Annotated in this window: 10 protein-coding genes; 4 read left to right on the top strand and 6 right to left on the bottom strand. The window is 39.2% G+C overall.

All coding sequences use genetic code 11. From position 1 onward, the window contains the following. Positions 1-260 precede the first annotated feature (260 nt). Both IPK35_14515 and xylA read left to right on the top strand, forming a co-directional pair. Complete coding sequence (locus tag IPK35_14515; GenBank protein ID MBK8054436.1) at positions 261-1,745, top strand: carbohydrate kinase; 1,485 nt, start codon at positions 261-263, stop codon at positions 1,743-1,745. Between the two features lie 16 nt (positions 1,746-1,761). Then, entirely contained in the window at positions 1,762-3,075 is a 1,314-nt protein-coding gene (gene xylA, locus IPK35_14510; protein MBK8054435.1) for a xylose isomerase, read from the top strand. 147 nt (positions 3,076-3,222) lie between these two features. Here the strand turns inward: xylA and IPK35_14505 are convergent, their stop codons facing one another. The 6 genes from IPK35_14505 to IPK35_14480 all read right to left on the bottom strand — a co-directional run bounded on the left by IPK35_14505 (position 3,223) and on the right by IPK35_14480 (position 11,078). Further along, positions 3,223-4,509 (bottom strand): sterol desaturase family protein, encoded by a 1,287-nt coding sequence (locus tag IPK35_14505; protein ID MBK8054434.1) that lies wholly within the window; start codon positions 4,507-4,509, stop codon positions 3,223-3,225. 61 nt (positions 4,510-4,570) lie between these two features. Beyond that, positions 4,571-5,308: an EI24 domain-containing protein gene (locus IPK35_14500; protein MBK8054433.1), complete on the bottom strand. Its 738-nt coding sequence runs from the start codon at positions 5,306-5,308 to the stop codon at positions 4,571-4,573. Positions 5,309-5,320: 12 nt separating this feature from the next. Then, positions 5,321-6,715, bottom strand: coding sequence for a YfcC family protein (locus IPK35_14495; protein ID MBK8054432.1), 1,395 nt, complete (start codon positions 6,713-6,715; stop codon positions 5,321-5,323). A 36-nt stretch (positions 6,716-6,751) separates the two neighbouring features. Beyond that, entirely contained in the window at positions 6,752-8,446 is a 1,695-nt protein-coding gene (locus IPK35_14490; GenBank protein ID MBK8054431.1) for an amidohydrolase, read from the bottom strand. A gap of 34 nt (positions 8,447-8,480) precedes the next feature. Further along, on the bottom strand, positions 8,481-10,496 hold the full coding sequence (locus tag IPK35_14485) for an NADPH-dependent 2,4-dienoyl-CoA reductase (GenBank protein MBK8054430.1): 2,016 nt from the start codon (positions 10,494-10,496) through the stop codon (positions 8,481-8,483). 6 nt (positions 10,497-10,502) lie between these two features. Then, entirely contained in the window at positions 10,503-11,078 is a 576-nt protein-coding gene (locus IPK35_14480; protein ID MBK8054429.1) for a HupE/UreJ family protein, read from the bottom strand. Between the two features lie 218 nt (positions 11,079-11,296). Between IPK35_14480 and IPK35_14475 the strand changes: the two genes are divergently transcribed. Continuing rightward, the gene (locus tag IPK35_14475; GenBank protein MBK8054428.1) at positions 11,297-13,570 is read left to right on the top strand and encodes an aconitate hydratase; all 2,274 of its coding nucleotides are present in this window, start codon (positions 11,297-11,299) and stop codon (positions 13,568-13,570) included. 83 nt (positions 13,571-13,653) lie between these two features. Beyond that, positions 13,654-14,724, top strand: coding sequence for a porin (locus IPK35_14470; protein MBK8054427.1), 1,071 nt, complete (start codon positions 13,654-13,656; stop codon positions 14,722-14,724). Positions 14,725-14,791 lie beyond the last annotated feature (67 nt).

Genomic DNA, 14,791 nt, shown 5'->3' with positions numbered 1-14,791 from the left:
AACGTAATTTATGGTGGTTTTACTGACTTAAAAAAATGTGGCTGTAATCATCTAAGCGGTCATCGGAATTATTCCGATGGCCGCTTAGTTTTTCTTACGATTCATTTTTCTATGTTATGATGTCCAGATTTTTTGCTTTTTTGCTTCTAACATCCATATATTTAGTTCAAATAAATATTTTACAATGGCATAATAGCCAGTAAGAAATTGAATGTATATCTTGTGACTTAAATTATTTGGGCAATATTAATGTTAGTAACATGTACTCCATTGGTTATGATATAGGAAGTTCATCTGTAAAAGCATCTATCGTAAAAATAGATTCAGGAAATGTTATTGCCATAGGCAAATATCCTGATTCTGAAATGTTAATTGAAGCAAAACAGCCTGGATGGGCTGAACAGGATCCTGAAATGTGGTGGGAGTCTGTATGTATTTTGACCAAAACATTGTTGGCAGATAACCATATTGATGCCAAACAAATCTTATCCATAGGCATAGGATATCAGATGCATGGTTTAGTACTTGTCGATAAAAATCATAGAGTACTCAGACCTTCTATAATATGGTGTGATAGTCGCGCATCCCAAATTGGTGATCGAGCATTACAAAATTTAGGTGCTTCTTATTGTCTTGGGCATTTGCTCAATTCTCCAGGTAACTTTACTGCTTCTAAGCTCAAATGGGTCAAGGAAAACGAACCCGAACTTTTTTCCAAAGTACATAAATGGATGCTACCTGGAGATTTTATAGCCATGAAATTTACCGGTAAAATCAATAGCACAGTTTCAGGATATTCGGAAGGTATGTTTTGGGATTTCAATAAATCCGGCACTGCCGATGCTTTGCTTAATTATTATGGCATTCCTTCAGAAATGATGCCTGATCTGGTTGATACATTTTCTATCCATGGTCGTGTTACAACTCAAGCTGCGGAATTGAGCGGATTGGTAGCTGGTACACCTGTAACTTATCGGGCAGGAGATCAACCCAATAATGCCATGTCTTTGAAAGTTTTACATCCCGGAGATGTGGCGGCCACAGGCGGTACATCAGGAGTTGTGTATGCCGTTACAGATAAGTTGAATTATGATATCCAATCCCGGGTCAATGGTTTTGCCCATATAAATCACAGCGCTGAAATAAATCGTATAGGTCAATTATTATGCATCAATGGATGTGGCATATTGTATGCCTGGATGCGAAAACAAGTTGCAGCACTTGGACAAACCTATGAAACCATGGAGAAGCAATTATCAGTCATTCCGGTTGGATCTGATGGATTGGTGATTTTACCATTTGGCAATGGGAGTGAGCGCATCCTCAATGATAGAATGATGGGCGCTCGTATAGATAATCTGCAGTTTAATATGCACACTCAAGCTCATCTTTTCAGAGCAGCTCTTGAAGGAATTGCCTTTTCTTTTGCTTATGGTATGGAAATACTAAAATCAATTGGTATACACCCTGCTACGATCAAAGTCGGCAATGATAATTTATTTTTGTCAGATACATTTACATCATCACTTGCCAATCTGCTGCAATGCAACATCGAAATGTATGATACTACAGGTGCTGTAGGTGCTGCCAAAGCCAGTACTGTAGCAATAGGTATGTACGCCGGCATTGATGAAGCCATAGCCGATATGAAACCCATAAAAGTTACAGAATACAATACTGACAATGACCATTATCTTGAAGCTTTTGGTCATTGGTCAAACCAACTTCAAAATTTGCTAAAATAACTTAAAATTAATTTAAATAGTGAGCACTTACTTTAACTACATTCAAAAAATAAAATTCGAAGGCCGTGAATCCAAAAACCCCTTGGCTTTCAGATGGTATGATGAAAATCAGATCATCAATGGTAAAAGTTTAAAAAATCACTTCAGGTTTGCTGTGTCTTACTGGCATAGTTTGTGTGGTGGTGGTGGAGATCCTTTCGGCAGCCCGACACGGCCTATGCCATGGTTTTCATCCAAAGATCCGATCCAACAGGCAAAAGATAAAATGGATGGGGCATTTGAATTCATCTCTAAGTTGGGCGTGCCGTACTATTGTTTTCATGATATCGACCTGATAGATGAAGGAGATTCTGTAGCAGAATACGAAAAGAGAATGCAGATCATCACTGATTATGCCCAGGAAAAGCAAAAAGAAACCGGTGTCCAGCTGCTTTGGGGTACAGCCAACCTGTTTTCACATCCAAGATACATGAATGGTGCATCGACCAATCCTGATTTTAATGTCGTAGCCAGAGCAAGCGTTCAAATCAAAAATGCCATTGACGCAACCATCAAATTGGGTGGTCAGAATTATGTGTTTTGGGGTGGTCGTGAAGGATATATTTCATTGATCAATACTGATGTCAAAAAAGAATTGGATCACCTTGCCAGATTTCTGACGATGGCAAGAGATTATGGTCGTAAGAATGGTTTTACAGGTACATTTCTTATAGAACCTAAGCCTATGGAGCCATCCAAACATCAGTATGACTTTGACGCAGCAACTGTAATCGGTTTCTTAAGGGAGTATGATCTCATGGATGATTTTGCATTAAATCTTGAAGTGAATCATGCAACATTGGCAGGTCATACTATGGAGCACGAAATGACCGTAGCTGCCAATGCCGGTATGTTAGGTAGTATGGACGCCAATAGAGGTGATTATCAGAATGGCTGGGATACAGACCAGTTCCCAATAGATATTTATGAATTGACGCAAATGATGCTGGTATTCTTAGATAGCGGAGGTTTTAAAACAGGTGGTATCAATTTTGATGCAAAAATCAGAAGAAATTCCACAGATCTTGAGGATCTTTTTATTGCGCACATAAGTGGAATGGACGCATTTGCCAGAGCATTGATCATTGCCGACAATATCATCAAAGACTCTCCTTACAGTAATATGAAAAAGGAAAGATACAGCAGTTTTGATTCTGGTAACGGAGCACTATTTGCAAGTGGTAAAATGTCCCTTGAAGAGCTGGTAGCGTTAGGAAAAGCCAATGGTGAACCCACATCGAAAAGCGGTAAACAAGAACTTTATGAGCAATTGATTAATATGTATATTTAGCAAATAGATTGAATCAAGATTCAGTAAAAAAGTTTATTTCACCGTCAAAATTAAAAACACATTCAACTTGTGAACGCTTATGGCTGGAGGGCAAATGGATTTTATTTTACGATTTTATTTTACTTTGCCTTACGCATAGTAAAAATATCATCCCATGACCATCACATCATCCATCACGTCTTCTTCCACAGGTCGATCTGCCAGATAAAAATAAATAGTAAACACCATAGATAGTATGAGGTATGCTATCATTAATGTATTCCCAAAACTTATGGTTTTTTCTAATCCAAACCATGAATTTCCATTGGATAGATATAAATAAATGCCCAAAAAAAGTTTTACAGATTCTGCCAAGACTGATAGTCCACTGCCATCCATCAAACTGGTATATGAAAATACTGAAATGAATAAGAATATACCATAATAGAGTATATGGGATGGTCTTATATCACCAATATTGTTGAATAAATACATCATCAGCAACAATGTCAAAATCAATTGTAAAGAAGACCATATTTTGAGAAATCCGGATGCCTTTACATCGTACTTTGGTCTGTGATAGATGTCTTTTGTGTAAGGTACAGGATGCTTTGCTGCCACATCAGCAGGTCTCCATCCTGTAGGCATGACCCAAATCCTGATTTTATCCCACCATGAATTTGTTCTCCAAGCATCTTTAAATAGTAGCCAGATATGCTGATAGTTGATGATCCATGGATTCCAGGTTTTGACTGCTCTGGTGACTCCATATACCGGAGGTACATTCTTCAACTCGGGCTGAAAAGTGCCAAAAAGTTTATCCCAGATGATAAAAATCTGGCTGTAATTTTTGTCCATGTACTCAGGATTGATGGAATGATGGACTCTATGGTGAGAAGGGGTTACTATAATATGCTCCAACCAGCCCATCTTCCCAATAAGTCTGGTATGGTACCAAAACTGAGCAAAAAGTTGGATGGGTCCTACTACGGCAATGATCTCCACAGGGATGCCTATGATGGCCATAGGAAGATACGTAAATGTGAACAATGCAAAGATTTCTGAAACCGATTGTCTGAGTGCACATGAAAGATTGTACTCTTCACTGCTATGGTGGATGATATGTCTGTTCCAGAAAACATTGATCTCATGGCTCCATCTGTGGACCCAATAGCCGGCAAAATCAATGCCAATAAATGCCAGTACATAAAGCAACCATGTCGATTGGATATTGAAAACAGCAAAATGATTATAAAACCATTTGTAGCTTACTATGACAATCACTAATCCAAGTACGTCTTTGATCACATTTGTCAGTCCACTGCTCAGACTGGAGATAGTATCAAACAACCTGTTGACACCTATGTGCATATAGCAACTTGCTCCATATTCGATGGCAATCAGCACAAGGAAAAAAGGAATGGCATAATTAAGGATTTGAGCGTATTGTTCCATTGATGGTTAGGTTTATGTGTTGAATCATTGGATCGATGAATCGTATTTGCTGTCCAAATTTTTATAAGGGTAAAGATAATTCAGCTCTCTGATTTTTTATAAAATACTGAGTGCCGGCAACAGTAGTCAGATAGGGGGCAAAGATCGCTCCTAACACAGGAATGGCAAATAAAATCATAAAAATACCGCCCAATATAACAGCTGCAAATTTGTGCCTGTACACTTCACTCAGTGTCTCCTTAAATGTCATATGTCGTTCAAGATAAAAATCCATGATACCGAATCCTGTAAAATAGGCCTGCACAATCACTAAGAGAGGAATAGCTATAAGATTTAATCCGGGAATGAATCCTGCAATAAGTAAAAGTACAGTTATAAAAATCTCTTTGACCATATTTCTCATGTTGATTCTCACACTTCTTGCTGCTGAAGACACCGCTGAAAATCCTCTTATATTGTATTCAGTATTGAGTGATTTTTCTGCTTTTTCAGATACATAACTTAATAATGGAGACAAGGCTATCAGCAAAATGTATTTCAGAATGAGGATAAAGCCAATGATCAGCCCCAACCCAATAATAAGGCTTAAGAGTGTGGATTCATTAGCCCATTGCCATGGTGTTAAAACTGCAACAATAGACGCACCATACCCTGCAAGCATCCAGGCTCCCCATATCATTACTCCAAATATCAATAATGCTATGAAGCCTGTAATAAGAACGTATTTTATAGCTCCGGATCTTAAGGATGCTATAGAATAATAAAATGAAGATAAGATATTTTGAATTTGTCCGAACATATGACTTATAAGTTAAAAAGGACCATATTTAAATGGAACACTGATTCCTACAAAAATAAGGGCTATCAGAAATATAATGATAAATAATGGAAAAATAAATCTCAACCATCGGTCAAAAGGTATCCTGCACATGCTCAGCATAGCCACTATACCACCAAGCGATGGATTGATCAGATTAGAAACTCCATCACCGATTTGAAAAGCCAGTACGGTAGATTGTCTTGTCATACCCAAAATTTCACCAGCGGGTACCATGACGGGCAAAGTTGCTAAAGCCTGACCACTTCCTGATGGGATAACAAAGTTCATTGCAGTTTGAGCCACAGCCATACCAACAGCAGAAAAAGCCAGTGGTAAGTGTGTCAGTGATTGTGCAAGATAATGAGAAATAGTATCACTGATATTGCCCATTTCCAGTGCTACTTTGATAGATGTAGCAAGCCCTACCATAAATGCCCCCGGGGCAACATGGCCAACAGACCTTAGGACAGTATTTCCAAAATCTGCGTCAGAATTTCTGTCGATGATCCCTATGATCAGAGTGATAATACAAAAGATGGCAGAGATCTGATTGATAAACCAGTGGTGCACGAAGACTCCATATAGTATAATGACGATACCTAACACAAAAGTCAGAAAAATCGACAAATCTTTTTTGCTCATACCGTATTGGTCCAATGGTTTTGACAAAGTAAATCCATGGCTGTCAATACCGAGTGCCAGACTTTCCTCAGGTCGTGAGGTAATCTTTTTAAAATATCGTATATTGAAAAATGCCATGATACTCATAGCGGTTATACATAACGATGTTCTCAATTCCCATCCTGAAAAAAGCGGGAGTTGGGCTATTTTTTGGCCGGTACCTATTGTGTAAGGGTTGACAGGTGATAATCCAAATCCAACTGTGATAGCACCTACTGACATTCCTGCTGCCAACATCAGATCTCCACCCAAAGCAAGGCTCAATAGACAAGCTATTGGAACCATAGCAATATTATTTTCATAACCTACAAATACACCTAAAGCCCCAAATACAAAAGTCATGATAAATACTATCAGATATTTTCTTTCTATCCCCAGTTTTTTGACAAGGGTGCCTATTGCATTTTCGATAGCACCTGATTTTTCCATAAACCCAAACATGATACCGCTTGCCATGACTATAAAGATAATATCTACAGCAGTTTTAAAACCTAAAGGCAAAGCCATAAACATGTCCATCAATGACAATGGGGTCTGAGCGATCGCTTTGTATGATCCGGGTACGACACTCATCCGGCCATCTATCTCCACTCTATCAAAACTACCTGCAGGTATGATATAGCTGAGAAGCGTCGCCATCACCAGCATACCAAAAAGCATCACTACCGGATGCGGTATATAATCATACCATTGTTTTTTATTCATTCTTTTATGTTATGGGGATTATTGTAAATCCTTATATTATAATTTATGTCTGACTTTCCCGTCAGTGATAGTGTAAAGGATTTTTGTTTTCAGTATGTCATCATCAGTACATTTCGCAAGATCATGACTTAAAATGACGATATCAGCCACTTTTCCAGTTCTCAAAGATCCTTTGAATTTCTCCTCAAAAGCTGCAAATGCATTCCCCAAGGTATAAGAATAAATAGCCTCTTTTCTGCTCATACTTTGTTCTGCAAAAAATACCAGTCCGGAATCCTCACGCTTTCTGGTGACAGACGCATAAAAACTCTTGATAGGATCCACATCTTCAACAGGCGCATCAGTACCATTGGCAATCACAACACCATTGTCAAGGAGTGATCTCCATGGATAAGCACCATTTTTTGCTCTTTCTGTTCCGAGCCGTTTGACTACAAAAGGAGCATCAGAAGTACAATGAATGCCTTGCATGGAAGCAATGATCCCATTTTTTCTGAATCTGGGAATATCGCTTGGGTTGAGATGCTGTGCATGTTCGATTCTCCATCTAAGGTCCTTTTTGTCAGGATTCTGACCCATTACTCCTTCATAAATATCCAGCACCACTCTATTTGCACGGTCACCGATCGCGTGTACACAAAACTGCATGTCGGAAGCCATGGCCATGTCAGCAATTTTTTTCACATCATATATATCTGTGGTATTTTGACCCTTAAATCCAGGTTTGTCTGAATATGACTCCAGCAACCATGCTCCAAAAGCCCCTAAAGCACCATCCACTTCTGATTTGATGGCATTGCACGTATAAAAATTATTGCCCACATTTACTCTTTTATAGTTCGCCACTTTTCCATCAAGTACTTTTGCTGGGTGCCGTGCCATAGCCCACAACCTAACTTTCATTTTTCCATCCTTTGCCAGTTTTTCATATTTTTCCAACTCATCAAAACGGCTCCCGGCATCCTGAAATGAAGTGACTCCTTTTTTGAGACATTCTGCTTCAGCTGCAAATACTGCCTGATACCAGATGGAATCTAATTTTGCTTGATCCAAAGAAGCTTGATATTCACCAAATTTACTCCCCAAAATTCCCATCGCTCTTTCTTCAAACACTCCGATGGCTTCACCCTGATCATTTCTGACAATCTCGCCTCCGACAGGATTTGGGGTTTCTTTATTGACTCCTGCAAGTTCCATTGCTTTTTGATTGGCATATACTGAATGGCCCGATGCATGGTATAGCAGGACAGGGTTGTCAGGAGACACTTCACTCAGAGTATAGTGGTAAGGATAATTGTACATATTTTGTTTGGGTATGCTATCCCATTTTTCCTGATGCCATCCTCTGCCTATGATCCATTCTCCGGGTTTACTTTCTTTAGCTTTTTTACCCACGGCCGAAACGATTTCTTCCCAACTTTTTGAAGTAAGAAAATTGAGGTTTATGAGGCTATAGCCCAAACCGGAATAGTGCCCGTGACCTTCGATAAATCCCGGCATCACAAAATTTCCTCCTGCATCGATCATTTCAGTTTGTTCCCCTGCATATGATTCCATTTCAGCCTCAGAGCCTATATGTACGATAAGTCCATTTTTGATGGCTATGGCGTTGGCATTGGTATATGTGGTATCAACAGCGTATATATTGGCATTTTTGATGATCATATCTGCGGTGTCATCCTTGCAGCTCATTAAAAAAAAGACAAGAAAAAAGCTACTTATATATTTCATTTATAATTAATTACATATTATACATTTAAAATAATTACAATTTGGCTGCCAAGGTACAAGCCTGATGAATGGCACTTTTGGCATCAAGTTCTGCAGCTTCATGCGCACCACCTATGAGATGAGCCTGAACTCCTGCTTGAGTAAGTTCTTCATATAGTGACCTTGAAGATAATTGGCCCGCACAAACGACAACATGATCTACATCAAGGATATGTTTTTCACCTTTGATATCAATATGGAAACCAGCATTATCTATTTTTTCATATTGGACATCTGAAAGCATTTTTACCTGTTTTGCTGCAAGGCTTGCTTTATGTATCCATCCCGTGGTCTTACCTAGGCTTGCTCCGTGTTTGCCGGCAGAGCGTTTGAGCAGGAATATTTCTCTTGCAGATGGAGATGGATCAGGCCGCCGGATAGCACCTGCAATTTTATATTCTTGATCTACACCCCATTCTTTCAGGAATGCCAGGATGGTATCTTCATCATGATGCTGGTGACTCAGATATTCTGCTACATCAAAACCGATACCACCGGCTCCAACGATGGCTACTTTTTTGCCTACATCGGCTTTCCCATTCAATACATCTATATAGCTCACTACTTTGGGATGATCAGCTCCGGGGATTTCCAGATTCCTCGGGATGATTCCATTGGCAAGAATAATTTCATCATAATGCGCCGACTTCAATTGTTCAGCAGTTACTCTATGATTTAGCTGTACATTTACCTGATATTTTTCCATCATTCTCTGGAAATATCGGATGGTTTCTCCGTATTCTTCTTTACCCGGGATTACTTTTGCAAGGTTGAATTGTCCTCCTAACTTATCGGATGCTTCATAAAGTGTCACCTTGTGACCTCGCAATGCTGCCACATGGGCGAAAGCAAGTCCGGCAGGTCCAGCCCCAACTACTGCAATATTTTTTGAATTTTCTGTTGAGAGATAATTCAATTCTGTTTCATGGCAAGCTCTTGGGTTTACCAGACAGGAAGAAATTTTCATCTGAAAAGTATGATCCAGACAGGCCTGATTACAAGCTATACAGGTATTTATTTCATCACTTCGATTTTCCATAGCTTTGAGCACCAACTCAGGATCAGCCAGGAATGGCCTGGCCATAGATACCATATCAGCACAACCGTCACTGATTACTTCATCTCCTACTTCCGGTGTATTGATTCTGTTGACCGCGATCAGAGGTATTTTTACTTCTGACTTTAGTTTTTTTGTGACCCAGGCAAATGCTTTGCGGGGCACCATAGTGGCAATAGTCGGTACACGTGCCTCATGCCAGCCGATACCGGTATTGATGAGCGTCGCACCTGCATTTTCAATTTCTTTGGCCAATATCACTACCTCATCCCATGAGCTACCATCTTCCACTAAATCCAGCATCGAGAGTCTGTATATAATGATAAAATCATCTCCTACTGCTTCTCTAGTCCTTTTAACTATTTCTATGGGGAATTTTATTCTATTGGCATAACTTCCACCCCAGTCATCAGTACGATGGTTGGTACGGCGAGCAATGAATTGATTGATCAGGTACCCTTCAGATCCCATGATTTCTACACCGTCATATCCTGCTTCTTTAGCTAAAACTGCGCAATTGACATAGTCATCTATAGTACACAAAATATCATCATGGCTAAGTTCACGTGGTTTAAAAAAATTGATGGGCGCCTGAATAGCTGAGGGAGCTACCAGCTTGGGATGATAACCATATCTGCCTGTATGAAGGATTTGCATACAAATTTTACCATCTTCAGCATGGACAGCGTCAGTAATCAACTTATGGTGCTCCACTTCTTCAGATGTTGATAGTTTTGCAGCCATGGCAGCGACACAGCCTTCTTCATTGGGCGAAATACCACCGGTAACAATCAAGCCCACTTCTCCTTTGGCCCTTTCAGCAAAATAAACCGCAGCTCTTTCAAATCCTCCGGGGATCTCTTCAAGATTGGTGTGCATAGAGCCCATCAAAACCCTGTTTTTTATGGTGGTCCATCCAAGATCAAGTGGTGCTAATAAATGTGAATAAGGCATATTTTTTTAAATTTTTTCCAAAAGTAAATTAAATGCAACAACAATTGCTGTAATCGATATCAAAATTGTCCAATATGATTTTTTAAGTTTAAAAATTTTAATTATGAAGTAACCCAAAACTAATAGAATACCCACTACCAAAAGTTGCCCCACTTCCACACCCAGATTAAAAGCAAACAATGGCTTGATGATCTCTTCTGTTCGTCCCATCATTGCTTTAAAAAAATTGGAAAAACCCAATCCATGAATCAAGCCAAATCCCGTAGCCAAAAGATAATTTAAATGAAAACTTCTCAATGCTTCATTTTGTCTTCGAACTATCAGGATATTGTATACTCCTGTAAGGATAATAGTGACCGGTATCAGAATTTCTACCAGTTCAGGCGAAAAACTCACCACATCAAAAGCTGCCAGACCAAGCGTCAGGCTATGTCCTAAAGTGAAAGCGGTCACCAGAATGACAAGTTTTTTCCATTCTTCAGGACTGTAAAGAGAACAAAGGACCGTCACAAACAAAATATGGTCATATCCGTTTGGATCCAAAATGTGATCCATTCCTAATTTTAGATAGTCAGTAAACATAAGACTTCACATTTTCACACAAATAAAAGTAACTATATCAAGATCACCACATCTTTTGAAGTTTTTATTTCAAATTTTAAGATTAGTTATACATTTTGCTATCCTGTAATAAATATACATGTTTGAGATTTTATTTTCTCTTATTTTAAAACAATTTGTTCTTAAACTGTGTATTTATCTATAATTTTGTGCTCTTAATTTAAATAAATAATAAGATTATGGCTTTTGATATAGAAAGAATTAAAGCTACCTACGAAGGGTTCCCGGCTAAGGTGGAAGCAGCAAGAAAGGTATTGGGCAGACCATTGACACTGTCAGAAAAGATATTATATGCTCATTTACATCCTGATTCTCCACTTCAGGAATATAAAAGGGGAAAAGATTATGTATTTTTTTCACCTGACAGAGTGGCTATGCAGGATGCTACGGCCCAGATGGCCCTGCTACAGTTTATGACAGCCGGAAGATCTAAGGTGGCAGTACCCAGTACCGTCCATTGTGATCACCTAATTCAGGCTAAAATCAATGCTGATGTAGACTTAAAAGGTGCTTTGGATACTAACTCAGAAGTATTTGATTTCTTACAGTCCATATCGAATAAATATGGCATCGGATTCTGGAAACCAGGGGCAGGTATCATTCATCAGGTAGTATTGGAAAACTATGCCTTTCCTGGTGGCATGATGATTGGTACTGACTCACACACAGTAAATGCTGGTGGCCTGGGCATGGTGGCTATAGGTGTAGGAGGTGCAGATGCAGTAGATGTAATGGCGGGTATGGCATGGGAATTGAAGATGCCCAAATTGATCGGTGTGAAATTGACCGGTAAACTCAATGGCTGGACATCTCCAAAAGATGTTATCTTAAAAGTAGCAGGCATTCTTACTGTAAAAGGTGGTACCGGAGCCATAGTGGAATATTTTGGTGAAGGAGCAAACTCTATGTCCTGTACAGGGAAAGGTACTATATGCAATATGGGAGCTGAAATTGGGGCCACAACGTCCACATTCGGATATGATGCATCTATGTCCAGATATCTTGTATCTACCGGCAGAGAAGATGTAGCAAAGTATGCTGATGCCATTGCCGAACATTTGACAGCTGATCCTGACTGCTATACAGATCCTGCTAAATATTTTGATCAGGTGATTGAGATCAATCTTTCAGAATTGGAACCACATATAAACGGACCATTCACACCGGATTTGGCTACACCGATCTCACAAATGAAAGCAGTTTTGGCTGATAAAGGCAAAGACTGGCCTGTAGAAGTTAAAGTAGGATTGATTGGTTCATGCACTAATTCATCATATGAAGATATTTCCAGAGCGGCATCGATAGCTACTCAGGCACTGAATAAAAATCTAAAAACCAAATCAGAATTTACCATCACTCCTGGTTCTGAGCAGGTAAGATTTACTATAGAGCGTGATGGTTTTATTGATACTTTTGACAAGATAGGAGCCGCCGTTTTTGCCAATGCCTGTGGGCCATGTATAGGACAGTGGGACAGATTTGGAGCTGATAAAAAAGAGAAAAACACCATCATCCACTCCTTCAACAGGAATTTCTCAAAAAGAGCAGATGGCAATCCAAATACGCACGCTTTTGTAGCATCACCGGAGATTGTTACTGCAATAGCACTGGCAGGAAGGCTGGATTTCAATCCGATCACTGACAGTCTCGTCAATGAAAATGGCGAATCTGTCATGCTGGATGAGCCTATAGGAATGGAACTGCCACCGCTGGGTTTTGCGGTAGAAGATGCCGGATTTATCGCCCCTGCAGAAGATGGAAGTGGTGTGGTGGTAAAAGTAGCGCCAACATCAGACAGACTGCAATTATTAGAGCCATTTGTTCCTATAAAAGCTGATCAATTAGGAGGTATGCGCATTCTAATCAAAGCAAAAGGCAAATGCACCACAGACCATATTTCTATGGCGGGTCCATGGTTGACCTACAGGGGACATTTGTCCAATATATCTAACAATACACTGATAGGTGCAGTAAACTCATTCAATGATGACACCAACAAGGTTATCAATTATGTCAAGGGTGATTATATGCCTGTCCCGGATTCAGCCAGAGCTTATCAGTCTGCCGGTATAGGCACCATTGTTTTCGGTGAGGAAAATTATGGAGAAGGATCATCAAGGGAGCATGCCGCCATGCAGCCAAGGTTCCTCGGAGTGAAGGCAGTAATGGTAAAGTCTTTTGCCAGAATCCACGAAACCAACCTCAAAAAGCAAGGTATGTTGGCCCTGACATTTGCCAACCCAGCCGATTATGACAAAATCAGACAGGATGATGAAGTGTTTATTATGGGATTTAATGAAATGTCTCCTGGTAAAAATCTTCTTGTTCAACTGCATCATGTAGATGGTACTGATGAATACATTGAAGCAGCACACACTTACAATCAGGCACAGATAGATTGGGTAAAATGGGGTTCTGCCTTAAACCAGATTAGGGCAGAATTGAATAAATGATGTTGATGTAAAATTTTAAAGCTTATTATACCAAAAGTTTACAGCGTTTCCTAAAACGGGTCGTTGTAAACTTTTTTTTTAAAATGAAGTATTTGCTCCTATACTATTTCTGCAGTTTGACTGGTATCACAATGGCACAATCTGATACCTTAAACGGACTTAAAATCAATGGTTATGCAGAGTTTTATTACACATATAATTTTGCACAGCCTGATGACCACTTATTGCCTGAGTTTATATACAATCATAACCGACATAATGAAGTCAATATCAATCTGGCTTTCATTTCAGCAAAATATAAAACACAAAACCTTCGGACCAATTTATCAGGGATGATAGGAACCTATGCGCAAAGTAATTTAAGTTCAGAGCCAATCTGGGCCCAGTTTATTTTTGAAGCCAATGCAGGCATCAGGCTTTCAAAAGATAATAGTTGGTGGCTTGATGTTGGAATCATGCCATCTCACATAGGATTCGAAAGCGCCATCGGAGCTGATTGCTGGACATTAACCAGGAGTATTATGGCCGAAAATTCGCCATATTACGAGACTGGCATAAAGTTAGGATATGAATCTAAAAACCAAAAATGGAGTACATCCTTTTTAGTATTAAACGGTTGGCAGAGAGTATTTCGTCAAGTTGGTCACCAGAGTCCTTCTTTTGGAATACAAGTCCAGTACAAGCCTTCATCAAGATGGACGATCAATTATAGCAATTTTATTGGAAAAGTATTGACTGAAATTGTTAAAGATGGAACCAGAATATTTCATAATTTCTATACAATTTTTACTCCGAACGATAGACTTTCTTTCATTGCAGGCTTTGATATCGGTAGGGACAGATACGACAAAAAGTCTTACGGTATTTGGTATGCACCGATATTTATTGGAAGATATACCTTTAGTGAACGCTACAAGATGGCATTAAGATCTGAAAATTATACAGATCCTCATAATATTATAATATCAACAATCAACTCCAAGTATTTTGAGACTATGGGATTTTCTCTAAATCTCGACATACATTTAAACACAAATGCAGTATGGAGAAATGAAATAAAAACATTTTTGTCAAAATATGACATATTCGCAGAGGGAAATAGATTCACCGACAGCAACTTGAATTTTATAACCGTTTTAGCTGTCAGATTTTAGATTAGGTTAAAATAATAACATTTCCAATGCTTATTAATTGCTGTGCCCAAATAGCTTATCAGTAGTT

The sequence above is a fragment of the Saprospiraceae bacterium genome, from assembly GCA_016713025.1.
Lineage (GTDB): Bacteria > Bacteroidota > Bacteroidia > Chitinophagales > Saprospiraceae > OLB9.
Note: the sequence above shows the minus strand (reverse complement) of the source record. Positions and strands in the feature narration are given on the sequence as shown.

What these genes read in the sequence shown, in the direction of transcription:
- IPK35_14470 (MBK8054427.1), top strand. Translation starts at nt 13,654, where the DNA reads ATGAAGTATTTGCTCCTATACTATTTCTGCAGTTTGACTGGTATCACA.
- IPK35_14495 (MBK8054432.1), bottom strand. Translation starts at nt 6,715, where the DNA reads ATGAATAAAAAACAATGGTATGATTATATACCGCATCCGGTAGTGATG.
- IPK35_14485 (MBK8054430.1), bottom strand. Translation starts at nt 10,496, where the DNA reads ATGCCTTATTCACATTTATTAGCACCACTTGATCTTGGATGGACCACC.
- IPK35_14475 (MBK8054428.1), top strand. Translation starts at nt 11,297, where the DNA reads ATGGCTTTTGATATAGAAAGAATTAAAGCTACCTACGAAGGGTTCCCG.
- IPK35_14500 (MBK8054433.1), bottom strand. Translation starts at nt 5,308, where the DNA reads ATGTTCGGACAAATTCAAAATATCTTATCTTCATTTTATTATTCTATA.
- IPK35_14490 (MBK8054431.1), bottom strand. Translation starts at nt 8,446, where the DNA reads ATGAAATATATAAGTAGCTTTTTTCTTGTCTTTTTTTTAATGAGCTGC.
- IPK35_14515 (MBK8054436.1), top strand. Translation starts at nt 261, where the DNA reads ATGTACTCCATTGGTTATGATATAGGAAGTTCATCTGTAAAAGCATCT.
- IPK35_14480 (MBK8054429.1), bottom strand. Translation starts at nt 11,078, where the DNA reads ATGTTTACTGACTATCTAAAATTAGGAATGGATCACATTTTGGATCCA.
- IPK35_14505 (MBK8054434.1), bottom strand. Translation starts at nt 4,509, where the DNA reads ATGGAACAATACGCTCAAATCCTTAATTATGCCATTCCTTTTTTCCTT.